Origin of the sequence: Pseudomonas sp. CCI1.1 (assembly GCF_034348165.1) — a bacterium.
Classification (GTDB): Bacteria; Pseudomonadota; Gammaproteobacteria; order Pseudomonadales; family Pseudomonadaceae; genus Aquipseudomonas; species Aquipseudomonas paracarnis.
This window is the reverse complement of the sequence record NZ_CP133780.1, coordinates 1,836,385-1,851,740: the sequence shown is the minus strand read 5'-3', so window position 1 is coordinate 1,851,740 and position 15,356 is coordinate 1,836,385. Positions and strand designations below refer to the sequence as shown.

The 15,356-nt window shown below is 62.2% G+C and carries 16 protein-coding genes; 6 read left to right on the top strand and 10 right to left on the bottom strand.

Features of this window, described 5'->3' with window-relative positions:
* Positions 1–70: 70 nt before the first annotated feature.
* Positions 71–565: a SprT family zinc-dependent metalloprotease gene (locus tag RHM69_RS07920; RefSeq protein WP_003192067.1), complete on the bottom strand. Its 495-nt coding sequence runs from the start codon at positions 563–565 to the stop codon at positions 71–73.
* Positions 566–693: 128 nt separating this feature from the next.
* The gene (locus tag RHM69_RS07915; protein ID WP_014718889.1) at positions 694–1,296 is read right to left on the bottom strand and encodes a Yip1 family protein; all 603 of its coding nucleotides are present in this window, start codon (positions 1,294–1,296) and stop codon (positions 694–696) included.
* 362 nt (positions 1,297–1,658) lie between these two features.
* On the opposite strand from RHM69_RS07915, the gene ttcA reads away from it, so the two are divergent.
* On the top strand, positions 1,659–2,483 hold the full coding sequence (gene ttcA / locus RHM69_RS07910) for a tRNA 2-thiocytidine(32) synthetase TtcA (protein ID WP_014718888.1): 825 nt from the start codon (positions 1,659–1,661) through the stop codon (positions 2,481–2,483).
* 67 nt (positions 2,484–2,550) lie between these two features.
* Positions 2,551–3,222, top strand: a complete 672-nt coding sequence (locus RHM69_RS07905; protein ID WP_014718887.1) for a DNA-3-methyladenine glycosylase I — start codon at positions 2,551–2,553, stop codon at positions 3,220–3,222.
* A gap of 125 nt (positions 3,223–3,347) precedes the next feature.
* On the opposite strand, the gene RHM69_RS07900 is transcribed toward RHM69_RS07905, so the two are convergent.
* The 3 genes from RHM69_RS07900 to arsC are packed head-to-tail and all read right to left on the bottom strand — an operon-like array spanning position 3,348 to position 4,700.
* Positions 3,348–3,752 (bottom strand): DUF2069 domain-containing protein, encoded by a 405-nt coding sequence (locus RHM69_RS07900; RefSeq protein WP_032902853.1) that lies wholly within the window; start codon positions 3,750–3,752, stop codon positions 3,348–3,350.
* Positions 3,736–4,350, bottom strand: coding sequence for an NAD(P)H:quinone oxidoreductase (gene wrbA / locus RHM69_RS07895; protein ID WP_014718885.1), 615 nt, complete (start codon positions 4,348–4,350; stop codon positions 3,736–3,738). Before wrbA ends, RHM69_RS07900 begins: the two co-directional genes overlap by 17 nt.
* Positions 4,347–4,700: an arsenate reductase (glutaredoxin) gene (gene arsC / locus RHM69_RS07890; protein ID WP_200599903.1), complete on the bottom strand. Its 354-nt coding sequence runs from the start codon at positions 4,698–4,700 to the stop codon at positions 4,347–4,349. Before arsC ends, wrbA begins: the two co-directional genes overlap by 4 nt.
* A 115-nt stretch (positions 4,701–4,815) precedes the next feature.
* On the opposite strand from arsC, the gene RHM69_RS07885 reads away from it, so the two are divergent.
* A complete protein-coding gene (locus tag RHM69_RS07885; protein WP_003192057.1) occupies positions 4,816–5,277 on the top strand; it encodes a TlpA disulfide reductase family protein in 462 nt (153 codons plus the stop codon).
* Positions 5,278–5,409: 132 nt separating this feature from the next.
* Here RHM69_RS07885 and RHM69_RS07880 read toward each other — a convergent pair whose 3' ends face one another.
* From RHM69_RS07880 to RHM69_RS07865, 4 genes are all read right to left on the bottom strand, one after another.
* Entirely contained in the window at positions 5,410–5,814 is a 405-nt protein-coding gene (locus RHM69_RS07880; protein ID WP_014718883.1) for an META domain-containing protein, read from the bottom strand.
* On the bottom strand, positions 5,811–6,251 hold the full coding sequence (locus tag RHM69_RS07875; RefSeq protein ID WP_003192054.1) for a hypothetical protein: 441 nt from the start codon (positions 6,249–6,251) through the stop codon (positions 5,811–5,813). The genes RHM69_RS07880 and RHM69_RS07875 overlap by 4 nt, the downstream gene beginning before the upstream one ends.
* A 71-nt stretch (positions 6,252–6,322) precedes the next feature.
* Positions 6,323–7,312 (bottom strand): 2-hydroxyacid dehydrogenase, encoded by a 990-nt coding sequence (locus RHM69_RS07870; protein WP_200599901.1) that lies wholly within the window; start codon positions 7,310–7,312, stop codon positions 6,323–6,325.
* A gap of 55 nt (positions 7,313–7,367) precedes the next feature.
* The gene (locus RHM69_RS07865; RefSeq protein ID WP_019816717.1) at positions 7,368–10,121 is read right to left on the bottom strand and encodes a response regulator; all 2,754 of its coding nucleotides are present in this window, start codon (positions 10,119–10,121) and stop codon (positions 7,368–7,370) included.
* 205 nt (positions 10,122–10,326) lie between these two features.
* Here RHM69_RS07865 and RHM69_RS07860 point away from each other — a divergent pair, with 205 nt between their 5' ends.
* Positions 10,327–11,055, top strand: coding sequence for a response regulator transcription factor (locus tag RHM69_RS07860; RefSeq protein ID WP_014718880.1), 729 nt, complete (start codon positions 10,327–10,329; stop codon positions 11,053–11,055).
* On the top strand, positions 11,042–12,400 hold the full coding sequence (locus tag RHM69_RS07855) for a sensor histidine kinase (protein WP_014718879.1): 1,359 nt from the start codon (positions 11,042–11,044) through the stop codon (positions 12,398–12,400). Before RHM69_RS07860 ends, RHM69_RS07855 begins: the two co-directional genes overlap by 14 nt.
* A 3-nt stretch (positions 12,401–12,403) precedes the next feature.
* Here RHM69_RS07855 and RHM69_RS07850 read toward each other — a convergent pair whose 3' ends face one another.
* Positions 12,404–12,919 carry a DUF2062 domain-containing protein gene (locus RHM69_RS07850; RefSeq protein ID WP_003192045.1) on the bottom strand — a complete coding sequence of 172 codons (516 nt, stop codon included), beginning with the start codon at positions 12,917–12,919 and terminating at the stop codon, positions 12,404–12,406.
* 135 nt (positions 12,920–13,054) lie between these two features.
* Here RHM69_RS07850 and RHM69_RS07845 point away from each other — a divergent pair, with 135 nt between their 5' ends.
* A complete protein-coding gene (locus tag RHM69_RS07845; RefSeq protein ID WP_234452797.1) occupies positions 13,055–15,280 on the top strand; it encodes a ComEC/Rec2 family competence protein in 2,226 nt (741 codons plus the stop codon).
* Positions 15,281–15,356 lie beyond the last annotated feature (76 nt).

Below are 15,356 nucleotides of genomic sequence, written 5' to 3'. Positions count from 1 at the left end.
AGCCAGCTCCCACATTTTGATTGTGTTCACAGATCCAGATGTGGGAGCTGGCTTGCCTGCGAAGAGGCCCTCATTCCACCCGAGTTTCTCCAGTGAACACCAGAGTCTGCCGACACCGCCGACACAAATACCGCCGCCCCTGGTTCACCAGCCCATGGCGCTGCGGTGAAAACGGAAAATCACTGTCCGCACACGGGCAGCGGTAAATATAGCGAGTCACCTGCCGACGCTTGACCTCGTAGGTGTGGCAACGGTCGGGCGGCAGCTCGTAAACCCCGCGCATGATCAACTGCCATTCCTCGCCATGGGGCTGGATACGCTCGCCAAACAATTGGTGGGCAATCAGGTGCGCCACTTCATGGGCCACGGTTTGCTTGAGAAAGTGTTGGCTGTTTTCACGGTACAACTGAGGGTTGAAGCGCAGCAGGTTCTCGTGCAAATGCGCGACACCGGCCTTCTGGCCCCGCAGCTTGAGGCTGACCTGGGGGCGTTTGAAGCTTCGTTTGAAAAAGGATTCGGCTTGCAGGAAACAATCTTCGACGCGGGTATTGAGTTGCTCGGGCATGCTGTACATATCTCCAGAGACGCCCAGTATGCCGCAAAGCTGGGTGTTTCCGAATCTGTCAGGCGCCGAATGGTCATGCATAACGCACAAAGCCACCTTGCGGTGGCCGTGCCTGCGGGTTTTTTCGTTCAACTGGTGTAGATCGGCCCGACGCCCAGGCCCCAGACGATCACGGTAAAGGCCATGATCGCCACCAGCACCACCAGGCCGACGGCCAATACCGAGCTGGAAAACAGGAAGCCTTCATCCGGGTCGATACTCATGAAGGTCGGCAGCCCCACATACAGCAGGTACACCGTGTAGCAGATCGCCGCAGTGCCCACGACCATGCCCAGCCACATATGCGGGTAGAGCGCCGCCAGCCCGCCGATAAACAAGGGTGTGGCGGTATAAGTGGCAAACGCCACGCAGCGGGCCATGCTTGGGCTGGCGTCGTAGGTGCGGGCCATCCAGTGAATGAATGCACCCATCACCGCCACGCCGCACAGCATGGCCGCGTAGGACATGAGGGTCATCCACAGCGCGCTTTCCTGGGTCAGCATCACCGGGGCGCGGTTGCCGATGACCCAGCCGACCTGAGTGGTGCCAATAAAGGCGGAAATGGCGGGGATCGCCGCGAGAATCAGGGTATGAGTGAGGTACATGTGGCTGATGCTTTCTTCTTTATCGCCACGGATTTCCCGCCATTCCTGGTCGGGATGGGTAAACAGCCCCACGACGTGATGGATCATGCCAGTCACTCCTGTCGTTATTACCATCGCCCCCCATCGGAGCGCCCACGGGCCAAATGGCCTGAAAGGTCTGGATAGATGTGCGACCTCAAGTCGCAGTATAGAAAGGGATGACCGGAATAACCGTAGGGCCTTTAGAGCAAATTGCGCTGTAAACACTCACGCTAATCGCGGTGCGGTCTGTCAGGATTCATGGGATCCAGTGTGGGAGCTGGCTTGCCTGCGATGGCGGCCTGTCCGGACCAGAGATGTTGACTGGCACACCGCTATCGCAGGCAAGCCAGCTCCCACATTGGAACTCGGCGAGTCTTACCGGTAAAATGCTGCGCTTTTCGTCACACACCTTTGCGGATCCAAGCGCCATGGGCACTCTTACAGTCAACCAGAACAAACTGCAAAAACGCCTGCGTCGCCTGGCCGGTGAAGCGGTCGCCGATTTCAACATGATCGAGGACGGCGACAAGGTCATGGTCTGCCTCTCCGGCGGCAAAGACAGCTACACCATGCTCGACGTGTTGCTGCACCTGCAAAAGGTCGCGCCGATCAAGTTCGAGATCGTGGCGGTCAACATGGACCAGAAACAACCCGGTTTCCCTGAGCATGTGCTGCCGGCCTATTTGAAAGAACTGGGCGTGGAGTACCACATTGTCGAGAAAGACACCTACTCGGTGGTCAAGGAATTGATCCCGGAAGGCAAGACCACCTGCTCGCTGTGCTCGCGCCTGCGCCGTGGCACGCTCTATACCTTTGCCGATGAGATCGGCGCGACCAAGATGGCCTTGGGTCATCACCGCGATGACATCGTCGAAACCTTCTTCCTCAATATGTTCTTCAACGGCTCGCTCAAGGCCATGCCGCCCAAGCTGCGTGCCGATGATGGGCGCAACGTGGTGATCCGCCCGCTGGCGTATTGCAACGAGAAGGACATCCAGGCTTATTCCGACTTCAAGCAATTCCCGATCATCCCGTGCAACCTGTGCGGCTCCCAGGAAAACCTGCAGCGCCAGGTGGTCAAGGAGATGCTGGTGGACTGGGAGCGCAAGACCCCGGGGCGTACCGAAAGTATCTTCCGCAGCCTGCAAAACGTGATCCCGTCGCAATTGGCCGACCGCAACCTGTTTGACTTCACCAGCTTGAAAATCGATGAGACCGCCGCATCGCGTTTCGTCAATGTAGTGAACCTCTGAGTCTTCCCGAGGCTCTAGTACACGGCGCTTGCGGGCGCCGTTTTCAATTCAACTGACAGGAGAGGGCATGCGCGATTACAAGTGGCTGCACGAATATTGTCTGAACCGCTTCGGTTCGGCGGCCAAGCTGGAAGCCCATCTGCCGGTGCCCAAGACCCCGGCGCAATTGCGCAAGATCACCGATGACCGTTACCTGTCGACCTTGGCGTTGCGGGTGTTCCGCGCCGGTTTGAAGCACAGCGTGGTTGATGCCAAATGGCCGGCGTTCGAGCAGGTGTTCTTCGGCTTCGACCCGGAAAAAGTCGTGTTGATGGGCGCCGAGCACCTGGAACGGTTGATGCAGGACGCCCGCATCATCCGCCACCTGGGCAAGCTCAAGAGTGTGCCGCGCAATGCGCAGATGATCCTGGATATCGAGCAGGAAAAAGGCAGCTTCGGTGCGTTTATCGCCGATTGGCCGGTGACTGACATCGTTGGGCTCTGGAAGTACCTGAGCAAGCATGGCCATCAACTGGGCGGGCTGTCGGCGCCGCGCTTTCTGCGCATGGTCGGCAAGGACACCTTTGTGCCGAGCGATGACGTGGTGGCGGCGCTGAATGCGCAGAAGATTGTCGACAAGGCCCCGACCAGCCTGCGCGACCTGGCGACGGTGCAGGGCGCCTTCAACCAGTGGCACGCCGAGAGTGGGCGGCCGATGTGTCAGTTGTCGATGATGTTGGCTTACACGGTGAATCATTGATCACCTGATCGTTCCCACGCTCCGCGTGGGAATGCATCCTGTGACGCTCCGCGTCACCCTTGCACTAGGCCCGGGACGCAGAGCGTCCTGGGCAGCATTCCCACGCGGAGCGTGGGAACGATCAGTCAATCGGCCAGTCGCCGGTTCAGCTGATGCCGCCAACGCACATACAGCAACGCCGTGCAAAACACCGCCAGGCTCGCCAGCATTTCCAGCACACCGAACCACTGGCGGTTCGGGTCATACGCCGCCAGCGCGCCCTTGATGAAATACAGGTTCACCACAAAGCACATCCACGAATGCCCGCGTGCGCTGCCCATCAGCATGCCTGGCGCAAGTATCAGCAGCGGCACCAACTCGATCAGCAGGATGACCCACGGGCGCGCCCCATGCAGGTCGGCGACCAACAGGTAGTACGCGCACAACAAGCCCACCAGGCCTAAAAACGCCAGCAGGCTCAGCGCGCGTGCCACCTTGACCCGCGGCGCCAGCCATTCCCGTGTTGGCAGGACCTTAGGCTTCCTGGCCACGGCCGTTCTCCAACAGCGTGGCGGTCTTGGCCAGGCGCAGGCCCAAGGCCCGGCACAGGGTGATTTCATGTTGATCGAGCATGCGCTTACCGTCTGGCCCGGAATGGTGGCTGGCGCCATACGGCGTGCCGCCGCCCTGGGTGTCGAGCAGTGCCTGCTCGCTGTAGGGCAGGCCGGTGATCAACATGCCATGGTGCAGCAGCGGTAGCAGCATCGACATCAGCGTGGTCTCCTGTCCGCCATGCAGGCTGGCGGTGGAGGTGAACACGCCGGCCGGCTTGCCGACCAAAGCGCCGGTAAGCCACAGGTTGCTGGTGCCATCGAGGAAGTACTTGAGCGGCGCGGCCATGTTGCCGAACCGGGTCGGGCTGCCCAGGGCCAGGCCCGAGCAGTGCTTCAGGTCGTCCAGGCTGGCATACAGCGCGCCTTCGTCGGGAATGCTCGGCGCCACCGCTTCGCACTCGGTGGAAATCGCCGGCACGGTGCGCAACCGCGCTTCCATGCCGCCTTGCTCGATACCGCGGGCAATCTGCCGGGCCATCTCGCTCACCGAGCCGTTACGGCTGTAATACAACACCAGCACATAGGGCGTAGTCACGGCAGGATCTCCAGCATGTTCTCGGGCGGGCGGCCAATGATGGCTTTATCGGCGGTTGCCAGGATCGGGCGTTCCATCAGCTTGGGATGGGCTGCGATGGCGGCGATCAGTTGGATGTCGCTGAGGCTGGCGTCTGCCAGGTTCAGGGTTTTGTATTCGTCTTCGCCGGTGCGCAGCAGTTGGCGTGCGCTGATCCCCAGTTTTTTCAGCAGGGCCTCGATTTGCGCGGCATCCAGCGGGGTGTCCAGGTAGCGCACGACGGTCGGGGTGAGGCCGCGGGCTTCCAGCAGTTCCAGCGCACCGCGGGATTTCGAGCAGCGCGGGTTGTGATAAAGCGTCAGATCGGTCATGTGCGGGTCGCATCTTGCGTAAGGTGGCGGGTATTCTACCTGCGCTGGCGCCTGTCCTTAAACCGTAAGAGGCGATAGGCCGCAGCCAACGTTCATTTTTGCGAAGGAATACCCCATGACAAGGCGACTGATCGGTGCATTGGCGATCATCACAACCCTGCTGCTCAGCGGCTGCGGTAACGATTACGGCGTTGACCAATATGGCCAGAAAGTGGCGGCCGAACGCCTGGACAAACAGTGGCTGGTGGTCAACTACTGGGCCGAATGGTGTGGGCCGTGCCGCACGGAAATCCCCGAGCTCAATGCCCTGGCAGAGCAGTTGAAAGGCCAGAATGTCGGGGTGTTCGGCGTCAACTTCGACAATGTGCAGGGTGAAGAACTGAAGGCCGCCAGCGACAAGCTGGGGATCAAGTTCACGGTACTGGCCCAGAACCCGGACGGGATCTTCGAGATTCCGCGCAGCGAGGCATTGCCGGTGACCTACATCATCGACGACAAGGGCAAGGTGCGTGAGCAGTTGATGGGTGAGCAGACAGCGGAAGGGGTGTTGGCCAAGCTCAAGGCGCTGAAAGGATAAAACTGTGGGGGCTGGCTTGCCTGCGATGGCATCGCTGCGGTGTACCTGATACACCGCGTCGTCCGCATCGCAGGCAAGCCAGCTCCCACAGAACCAGAGGACACCGCGTTAATACAGGAGAGTGCGCCTAGATCAGCCTTCTTCGAGCCACAAGCGGATCGGCTTGCCTTCGGCCGGCCAGAACCGCGTCTGCTCGATCGGCGAGATGTCCCAACGCTGCACGCCTTGCAGGGCCTGGAAGAAGCGATGTTCTTGCTCCATCAGGGCCTCGGCGCACATTTTTCGGGTGCTGCCGACTGGGCCGAAGCTGAGCTTGTCGCCTTCGACCGTGTACGGCGCAAACCAGTGGTTACAGCCGCCATTGCCATAGGCGCGGCCATCGGCGCCCAGGGTGACGGTGAGGTGCGCGTAGTCCATCAACGGCCGCTCACCGATCCATTCCACTACGTAGCTGTGGTCGCGCTCGAGCTTGGCGCCATCGGCAGCGCAGCCTGCCAGGCCCATGCCGATGGCGGCGAGCAGCAGCGGGCCTTTCATTGCGCGGCCTGCTGGCATTTCGGGCAGCGGTGCTTATCGCCTTCGCTGGCCCAGCCCAGTTCTTTGATACGCGCGTTGGCGGCCGGTTGCAGCGGTGCCTTGGTCAGCTTGGTTTCTACCGCGAATTCAAACTCCAGCACGGCGTCGCAGCTGTCGCAATTGACCTTCCAGGTGTGAATCTCCAGTTCGCCGAACTTCGGCCCTTGGGCCATGGCGACCCACTGGCCCGCTGGGCGGATGGAGTAGCGTGCGTCACCTTCGACGGTCAGTCGCATCGACAGGGTTTTACTGCCGCGCAGGCTGACGATCAGGACGTCGCCATGTTTGATCGAACCACCGTTGCCGGTGACCTGGTAACGGCCCGGCACCAGGGCACGGCATTCGATCAGGGTATGTTGCGGGCTCAGCAAGCTGAAGCGGAAATCGTGTTCGGCCATGGATCCTCCAAATAGGCGCGGCATCCTATCACGGGTGCCGGCCTATCATGAGCCTGGTATGTGACCGCTGATCATCCCTTGACCAGGTTCTGCGCCCGGCCATCGGCCCACGCGGCAATGTTGGCCAATGTGGTACCGGCAATCGCCGCCAGGGCCTCACGGGTGAGGAAGGCCTGGTGCGCGGTGATGATGACGTTGGGGAAGGTCAGCAGGCGGGCAAGCACGTCATCCTGCAGGGGCAGGTCCGAGCGGTCCTCGAAAAACAATTGGGCTTCTTCTTCGTAGACGTCCAGCCCCAGGTAGCCCAACTGGCCAAGCTTGAGCGCTTCGATCAGTGCTGGCGTGTCGACCAGGCCACCGCGCCCGGTGTTGATCAGCATCGCACCGGTTTGCATCTGCGCGAGTGAGCGGGCATTGATCAGGTGTTTGCTGTCGGCGGTCAGCGGGCAGTGCAGGCTGATGATTTGCGCCTCGGCCAACAGTTCAGACAGGCTCACGTAGCGGGCCCCGAGGTCCTGCACCTGTGGGTTGGGGAAGGGATCGTAGGCCAGCACCTGGCAGCCGAAGCCGGCCATGATCTTGGCGAAGGTCGCGCCGATCTGACCGGTGCCGACCACGCCGACCGTTTTGCCGACCAGATCAAAACCGGTCAGCCCGTGCAGGCTGAAATCACCGTCGCGGGTACGGTTGTAGGCACGGTGCAGGCGACGGTTGAGGGCCAGGATCAGGGCGACGGCATGCTCGGCCACTGCGTGGGGCGAATAGGCGGGCACGCGCACGATGGTCAAGCCCAGGCGCTGGGCGGCGGGTAGGTCGACGTGGTTGTAGCCCGCCGAGCGCAGGGCAATCAGGCGTGTGCCGCCCTTGGCCAAGTGCTCCAGCACCGGGGCGCTGAGGTCGTCGTTGATAAAGGCACAGACCACCTCGTGGTGTTCGGCCAGGGCCACGGTATCGAGGTTGAGCCGGGCGGGTTGGAATTGCAGTTCCAGGCCAGCCGGCAGCGGTTCGCCGAGGAAACTCTCGCGGTCGTAGGTTTGGCTGCTGAAGAGAATGACGCGCATTGAGAAGGCTCCCTGCAATTTACACATTGTTGATTCGTTGCCCATGAAAACAGGGTCAGGCGCTGACTCTGGCTTCACTGGCCAGCCGCGCAATCGCCATGTCCAGTTCGTCCAGCGCGGCCATGGCCTTGGCGTCATCCTGCTTGAGCAGGGTTTCGGCGCGTTGGCAGGCTGCTCGTAATTGCGGCACGCCACAGTAGCGGGTGGCGCCGTGCAAACGGTGCACGCGCTCGATCAAGGCATGGTTGTCATTGGCTTCGCGGGCGTGGGTAATTGCCAGGCGATCAGCCTCCAGGGAGGCCAGCAGCATGGCGAGCATATCGGCGGCCAGGTCGGCCTTGTTGGCGGCCAGGCGCAGGCCTTCTTCGTGGTCGAGTACCAAGAGCTGCACGCCCTGGGCCGCACCTTCATGGGTGCGCTCCGGGCCTTGGTTACGCAGCGCCAGGCCGGTCCATTTCAATACCACCTGGGCCAATTGCCGCTCGCTGATGGGTTTGGTCAGGTAGTCGTCCATACCGCTTTGCAGCAGGGCGCGTTTTTCGTTGGCCATGGCGTGGGCCGTGAGGGCCACCACCGGCAGCGGCGTGCCGTGGCGCTCGCTTTCCCACTGGCGGATCGCCTCGGTGCTCTGGCGGCCATCCATGCCGGGCATTTGCACGTCCATCAGCACCAAATCGAACGTTTCCTGCTTCACGGCGTCGACCGCCGCGTAACCGCTTTCCACCGCCTGCACCTTGGCGCCCATGTCTTCCAACAGGGTTTGCACCAGCAACAGGTTGGCCGGGTTGTCGTCCACGCACAGCACCCGTGGCGCACGGCTGGACAACGGCTCACCGGGTTCGCTGCGCGAAGGGCGCGGGCTGATCAGGTCGGCCAGGGAACGGCGCAACTTGCGCGTACAGGCGGGCTTGGCCTGCAATTGGCTGTTGGGGTTGGGCACCGATTGGTTGAACAGCATCTGCTCGGTGGTCGGGCACAGCACCAGCACCTTGCAGCCCAGGTGTTCAAGGTCCCACAGGTGTTGGTTGAGGCGCTCGGGCGGAATGTCGTTGGCCGTGACGCCGAGCACCGCCAGGCTGATGGCCTGTTCGGTCTGGTGCGCACTGGTGATGCCGTTGGTCAGGCTTTCCAGGGTATTGAACGGCGTGACTTCCAGGCCGCAGTCTTCCAACTGATGTTGCAGGGCCTGGCGCGCCAGTTCGTGGTTTTCCAGCACGGCCACACGACGCCCCAATAGCGGCGCGGCGGGCAGGTCTTCGACGTCGTCACGGGTCTTGGGCAGGTTCAGGCTGATCCAGAATTCCGAACCTTCACCCGGCGTGCTGTCGACGCCGATTTCGCCGCCCATCTGCTCGATCAACCGCTTGGAAATCACCAGGCCCAAACCGGTGCCGCCGGGCTGGCGCGACAGCGAGTTGTCGGCCTGGCTGAATGCCTGGAACAGGGCGCGCACATCCTGGTTCGACAGGCCAATGCCGGTGTCTTGCACACTGATGCGCAATTGCACGCTGTCTTCCTGCTCGTCCTCGATCATGGCCCGGGCCACAATGGTGCCTTCGCGGGTGAACTTGATCGCATTACTGATCAGGTTGGTCAGGATCTGCTTGAGCCGCAGCGGGTCGCCCACCAACGCCAGGGGCGTGTCGCGGTAAACCAGGCTCACCAGTTCGAGCTGCTTGGCATGGGCGGCGGGAGCGAGGATGGTCAAGGTGTCTTGCAGCAAGTCGCGCAGGTTGAAAGGCACGCTGTCGAGCACCAGCTTGCCGGCTTCAATCTTCGAGAAATCGAGGATCTCGTTAATGATGCCCAGCAAGTTATCCGCAGACTTTTCGATAGTGCCCAGGTAGTCCAACTGGCGCGGCGACAGCTCGCTTTTTTGCAACAGGTGAGTAAAGCCGAGGATGCCGTTGAGCGGCGTGCGGATTTCATGGCTCATGTTGGCCAGGAACTCCGACTTGATACGGCTGGCCTCCAGGGCTTCCTTGCGCGCCAGGTCCAGCTCGATGTTCTGGATCTCGATGGTTTCCAGGTTCTGGCGCACGTCTTCGGTGGCCTGGTCGATGCTGTGTTGCAGCTCTTCCTGGGCATTTTGCAGGGTTTCGGCCATGCGGTTGATGCCCGACGCGAGTTGGTCCAGTTCCTGGCTGCCCAAGGGTGGCAGGCGTGTCTCCAGGTTGCCGTCCTTGAGCTGGGTCACGGCTTGCTTGATCTGGCCAATCGGCGAATTGATGGTGCGGCTGATACGCAGGGCGAGGGCGGCGGTGCACATCAGGCCGATGGCGATCAGCAGCAGGCTGGCGAACAGGCTGCGATAGCCGCGCAGCAACATGCCATTGTGGGACAGCTCCACTTCGACCCAACCCAGTAGACGGTCGGCCTCATCGGGAATCAACTCGCCCGCCAGGTTGCGATGGCGGCCAAACACCGGCAGTAGATAGCGAGTGGCGTCATTGCCGGTGCGCTGCAACAGGTGCGAACTGTTGCCGGTGGGCGGCTGGTTGAGCATGGTCGGACCGGCATGGGCCAGGGACGAACGGTCGGGCGCCAGGAACGACACGGCGCGCACATCCGGCTGCTCCAGGGACTGGGTCGCGATGCGCTCCAGCAGGTCGGTGTTCTTATGGCCCAGCGCGGGTGCCACCAAGGGTGCCAATTGCTCGGCGATCATTTCGCCGCGTTGCAGCAGTTGGGTCTGCAACTCCGAGAGTTGCATCCAGGTGAAATAGCCGCCCAACAACAGCGCCATCAGGCTGGTCGGTAATAAGGTCAGCAACAGTACGCGGCCTTTTATCCCCATTCTTCTAAGCACGCCACTCTCCTGCTACCACGTTGTTATCAATGATCCACGCCGGCATCCGGCCCGCGCCACCTGCGCAGTGTAGCCATTTGCACGGTCTGGAATCTTGCAAATTAATGACATGCGGCAATCTTCGGGCCATTCGGCGCCGGGTGGCGATTGCCTGTGAACGTTTAATCTTGAATAATCAGTGATTGAGAATGACTTGCAGACGCTAATGACTCCCGCAGCAGTTGGCCTACCCAGTATCCTGACCATCGAAGACGACCCGGTGTTGGGCGCCTACGTGCACGAGCAGCTTGGCCGCAGCGGCTTCCAGGTGACCTGGTGCCAGAACGGCCAGCAGGGCCTGCAACTGGCCCGCGCCCAGGCCTTCGACCTGGTGCTGATGGACATTCTGCTGCCGGGGCTGGACGGTTTGTCGATCCTCACCCATTTGCGCCAGAGCCACGCCATGCCCGTGATCCTGATGTCGGCCCTGGGCGCTGAAGCCGACCGTATCAGCGGTTTTCGCCTGGGCGCGGACGACTATTTGCCCAAGCCGTTCAGCATGGTTGAACTGTGCGTGCGAATTGAAGCGATCCTGCGCCGCGTTGCCCTGGATCGCCGGCCCGAGCCGCCGCGCGCCTCGGTACCTGAACATGCCCGGGTGCTGCACTTTGATGATGAACGCTGCGATGTGTCCTGCCAGGACCAGTGGGCCGGGCTCACGCGCAGCGAATACCGCCTGCTGGAAACCCTGCACCGCAATGCCGAAGAAGTCCTCAGCAAAGCCTTCCTGTATCAGCAGGTGTTGCAGCGCGGGTATGCGCCCCATGACCGCAGCCTCGACATGCATGTCAGCCAGATCCGCCGCAAGCTCAAGGCCATCGGTTACATCGAGCGTGAAGTACGCACCGTATGGGGCAAGGGCTACGTGCTGAGCGGTCACGATGAAGGGCTTTGAGCGATTGCCCGGCAGGCACTCGTTGTTCTGGAAGCTGGCCTGTCTGTTGATCGCCTTCTGTTTGCTGATGATCTGGCTCAGTTGGTCCTGGGGCCGCTACATGGAGCAGCAGAGCGCGTACCTGTCGGACAAGTCGCGGGAGATTCTCACTGGCTATGCCGCGGGTGCCGAGCTGGCGTGGAGCACTCAAGGCAGCGCCGGCGTGGACGCCTGGCTGCGGCGGATGGCCGAGCGCGAAAGCACTTGGGTGGGGGTGATCGGTAACGACCTACAGTCCCTGGGCAGCACGCCCTTGAGTGACAAGGAAAGCCAGCGCCTGACGTTTTTGCGCGGATTGGATTGGCCGGTCAGCCGGCATGTCATTGGCCTGCCCTGGATGAAGGTGCCGTTTCCGGTCGACCCTGGCGCGGGGTCGCTGGTGATCGAGCTGCCGCAGCGTTTTATGCCAGGGCGCTATCAACTGTTCTGGCGGGTGGTCACCAATGGTGTGATTCCCGGCCTGTTTACCCTGTTGCTGTGCATCGGCCTCTACCGGCTGTTGATCATGCCCCTCAATCAATTGCGCGAGCAGGCCAATGCCTGGCGTGCGGACCAACTCAATACGCGGATGTCTCGCGATGCCACCAGCCGCCAGGATGAACTGGGCGAGTTGGGCCGCGCCTTTGACCATATGTCCGAACGCTTGCAGGGCACCGTGCGTTTGCAGCAGCAGTTGCTGCGCGATATGTCACATGAACTGCGCACACCCTTGAGCCGCCTGCGGGTGGCCTGCGACAGCGAGCAAGACCCGGCCAAGCTGCGCGAGCGCCTGGGCCGGGAAATCGACGCCATGCAGCGCCTGGTGGAAGACAGCCTGCAACTGGCGTGGCTCGACAGCGAAACAACGCCGCTGCCCCAGGAAGACATTCAGCTCCAGGCGTTATGGGACATCTTGCGCGAGAACGCGTGTTTTGAAAGCGGTTGGCCCGCATCGCGCTTGCCGTGCCTGTTACCCGCGGACAGTTGGGTGCGTGGCAACCTCAATGCACTGGCCCAGGCCTTGGAAAATATCCTGCGCAACGCCGTACGCCACTCGCCCCAGGGCGGCTGGGTGCAACTCGACGGCTGTCGGGAGGGGGACTATTGGCATATCTGGCTGCAGGATCAGGGCGCTGGGATTGCTGAGGATGATCTGGAGCGCATCTTCGCGCCCTTTACCCGCCTGGACGGCTCGCGGCCCGGCGATGGTGGTTTCGGCCTGGGCCTGAGCATTGCCCGCAACGCCGTGCAGCGCCAGGGCGGTCGCTTATGGGCGGAAAATACCGGGCAGGGCCTGCGGGTGCATTTGCACTTGCTGGCCCGTTAGCGCTCAGCGCCTACGCAGTTTGCGTTTTTTCCACTGGTGCGCCACCCACCAGCGCCAGTACGCCATGGTCAGGCAATAGGCCAGGGCGCCCAATACTACCCCCAATACCACCGAACCCAGCAGGAACGGCTGCCAGAGTGTGCTCAACTGGCCGCTGATCCATTCCCACGTCAGGTTGTCGGGCAAGCTGCGTGGCGGCACATTCATCAGCCAGGCGCCGGTCATATAGGTGCAGATGAACACCACCGGCATGGTGATGGGGTTGGTCAACCACACCAGGCTGATGGCGATGGGCATATTGCCGCGCACCGAGATCGCGAGCACTGCGGCGAGCAACATCTGCAACGGAATCGGGATAAACGCCGCAAATAAACCCACCGCCATGGCACGAGCCACTGAGTGCCGGTTCAGGTGCCAGAGGTTGGGGTCATGCAGCAGCGTGCCAAGAAACTGTAATGACTTGTGTTCCCTGATACTGCTGGGATCAGGCATGTACCGTTTGAATAAGCGCCGGGGCATAAGGGGTCCAGGTCAATTCGAGGGGCAAGTATGCCCGGATTCTATAAACAGAAAATTCAGACTTTGTGACAAAACATCATAGACGCTGTCGTTCAGCCGGCTAAGACTGAGTGGATCACTGGAAAAGGATGATCCATGAAGACAGGGATGTTGGCGTTGGCGCTGGGGTTGCTGGCGTTGCGGTGGTTACCGGTGTTGCCGCCTGGCGCCGGGTTGTTGGCCATGCTGGTGCTGGCCTTGATGCTGTTGCCTTTTCGGTCCTATCCCGTGGCGTTCTTTCTGGTGGGCTTGAGTTGGGCCTGTTTCAGCGCGCAGCGGGCGCTGGATGATCGCCTGCAGCCGGCCCTGGAGGGGCAGACTCGCTGGGTGGAGGGACGTGTGGTGGGCTTGCCCCAGCAGACAGGTACGGGCGTGCGCTTTGAACTGGCCGACGGCCGGGCGCGCAAGGTTCGGCTGCCCAAACGTATCCGCGTGTCCTGGCACGGCGGGCCAGTGGTGAACAGCGGCGAACGCTGGCGTTTGGCGTTGACACTCAAGCGGCCTGCGGGCCTGCTCAATTTCCATGGGGTCGACCACGAAGCCTGGCTGCTGGCCCAGCGTATCGGTGCCACCGCAACGGTAAAAGACGGAGAGCGTCTTGCACCGGCCCGCAATGCCTGGCGCGATGCTGTTCGCCAGCGCCTGATGGCGGTGGATGCCCAAGGCCGTGAGGCGGGCTTGGCGGCGCTGGTATTGGGCGACGGTTCCGGCCTGGCGCCTGAGGATTGGCAGGTGTTGCAGGACACGGGCACGGTGCATCTGCTGGTGATTTCCGGGCAGCACATCGGCTTGCTGGCGGGGTTGATCTACGGCTTGGTCGCGATGCTGGCGCGCTATGGTTGCTGGCCCCGAACCTGGCCGTGGCTGCCGTGGGCGTGCGGTCTGGCATTTGGCGCGGCATTGGGTTACGGGCTGCTGGCCGGGTTCGGCGTGCCGGTGCAACGGGCCTGCATGATGGTTGGCCTGGTGCTGCTGTGGCGTCTGCGTTTCCGCCATTTGGGCGTGTGGTGGCCGTTGCTGCTGGCACTGAACGGCGTGCTGGTGCTGGAGCCCTTGGCCAGCCTGCAGGTAGGGTTCTGGTTGTCGTTTGCGGCGGTCGCGGTGTTGCTGTTGGCGTTCGGCGGGCGCCTGGGGCCCTGGAGCGCCTGGCAGGTGTGGACCCGACCCCAGTGGCTGATTGCCATTGGTTTGTTTCCAGTGTTGTTGGTGCTGGGTTTGCCCATCAGCCTCAGCGCACCTGTGGCCAATCTCCTTGCCGTGCCTTGGATCAGCCTGGTAGTGCTGCCTTTGGCGCTGCTGGGCACGGCGTTGCTGTGGGTGCCGCTGGCTGGGGAGGGGTTGCTGTGGCTGGCCGGCGGTGCGCTGGACGGATTGTTTAAAGGCCTGGGGTTGCTGGCCGCGCAATTGCCGGCCTGGGTACCCGCCGAGGTACCTTTGGGGTATTGGTTGGTTAGCCTGGCTGGCGCGGTGATTTTGTTGCTGCCCAAGGGGTTGCCGTTCCGGGCGCTGGGCTGGCCCATGCTGTTGATGGCTGTATCTGCGCCCAGGGAGTGGGTGCCCCACGGGCAGGTAGATGTGGTGCAACTGGACGTCGGCCAGGGGCAGGCACTGATCCTGCGCACCCGTCATCATACGTTGCTCTACGATGCCGGGCCGCGCTCGGGGCCTGTCGACCTCGGCGCGCGCGTCGTGTTGCCGTCGTTGAAAAAACTCGGGGTAGGGCAGTTGGACATGATGCTGCTCAGCCATGCCGACGCCGATCACGCCGGTGGTGCGGCAGCAGTGGCTCGGGGGTTGCCCGTCAAACGCGTGGTGGGCGGCGAAACCGAGGGCTTGCCAGCCTTTCTCGCCACCCAGCCCTGTACCAGCGGCGAACGATGGGAATGGGATGGTGTGTCGTTTGAGCTGTGGCAGTGGGCGGGTGGGCTTGAGGGCAATCCGAGGTCGTGCGTGCTGCACGTCCAGGCCAATGGCGAACGCCTGCTGCTCACCGGCGACATTGATCGCGCTGCCGAACAGGCGTTTCTGGCATCCCCGCTGGCGGTTCCGACCGACTGGCTGCAGGCCCCGCACCATGGCAGCCGAAGTTCTTCGTCCTGGCCTTTCGTACAACGGTTGGCGCCCACCTCTGTGCTGATTTCCCGCGGTCGCAGCAATACGTTCGGCCATCCTCATCCGCAGGTCCTCGAACGCTACCAAGCACTGGGCAGCCGGGTGTATGACAGCGCCGAACAGGGCGCTGTGCGCCTGCGCCTGGGGGCGTTTGTGCCTGCGACAGTTGCGCGCAGCGAACGTCGTTTCTGGCGCGAACCGTTACCGTAATCAGGCGTTGCCAAGGTCTCGAACCGCGACAGACGGACCTGTAGCCGGTGAACCCTTCTGTTGACCCTATATGGTA

What these genes read in the sequence shown, in the direction of transcription:
- RHM69_RS07875 (WP_003192054.1), bottom strand. Translation starts at nt 6,251, where the DNA reads ATGGCCGAACACGATTTCCGCTTCAGCTTGCTGAGCCCGCAACATACC.
- RHM69_RS07915 (WP_014718889.1), bottom strand. Translation starts at nt 1,296, where the DNA reads ATGATCCATCACGTCGTGGGGCTGTTTACCCATCCCGACCAGGAATGG.
- RHM69_RS07845 (WP_234452797.1), top strand. Translation starts at nt 13,055, where the DNA reads ATGAAGACAGGGATGTTGGCGTTGGCGCTGGGGTTGCTGGCGTTGCGG.
- ttcA (WP_014718888.1), top strand. Translation starts at nt 1,659, where the DNA reads ATGGGCACTCTTACAGTCAACCAGAACAAACTGCAAAAACGCCTGCGT.
- RHM69_RS07905 (WP_014718887.1), top strand. Translation starts at nt 2,551, where the DNA reads ATGCGCGATTACAAGTGGCTGCACGAATATTGTCTGAACCGCTTCGGT.
- RHM69_RS07870 (WP_200599901.1), bottom strand. Translation starts at nt 7,312, where the DNA reads ATGCGCGTCATTCTCTTCAGCAGCCAAACCTACGACCGCGAGAGTTTC.
- RHM69_RS07880 (WP_014718883.1), bottom strand. Translation starts at nt 5,814, where the DNA reads ATGAAAGGCCCGCTGCTGCTCGCCGCCATCGGCATGGGCCTGGCAGGC.
- RHM69_RS07850 (WP_003192045.1), bottom strand. Translation starts at nt 12,919, where the DNA reads ATGCCCCGGCGCTTATTCAAACGGTACATGCCTGATCCCAGCAGTATC.
- RHM69_RS07885 (WP_003192057.1), top strand. Translation starts at nt 4,816, where the DNA reads ATGACAAGGCGACTGATCGGTGCATTGGCGATCATCACAACCCTGCTG.
- RHM69_RS07860 (WP_014718880.1), top strand. Translation starts at nt 10,327, where the DNA reads ATGACTCCCGCAGCAGTTGGCCTACCCAGTATCCTGACCATCGAAGAC.
- arsC (WP_200599903.1), bottom strand. Translation starts at nt 4,700, where the DNA reads ATGACCGATCTGACGCTTTATCACAACCCGCGCTGCTCGAAATCCCGC.
- RHM69_RS07855 (WP_014718879.1), top strand. Translation starts at nt 11,042, where the DNA reads ATGAAGGGCTTTGAGCGATTGCCCGGCAGGCACTCGTTGTTCTGGAAG.
- RHM69_RS07920 (WP_003192067.1), bottom strand. Translation starts at nt 565, where the DNA reads ATGCCCGAGCAACTCAATACCCGCGTCGAAGATTGTTTCCTGCAAGCC.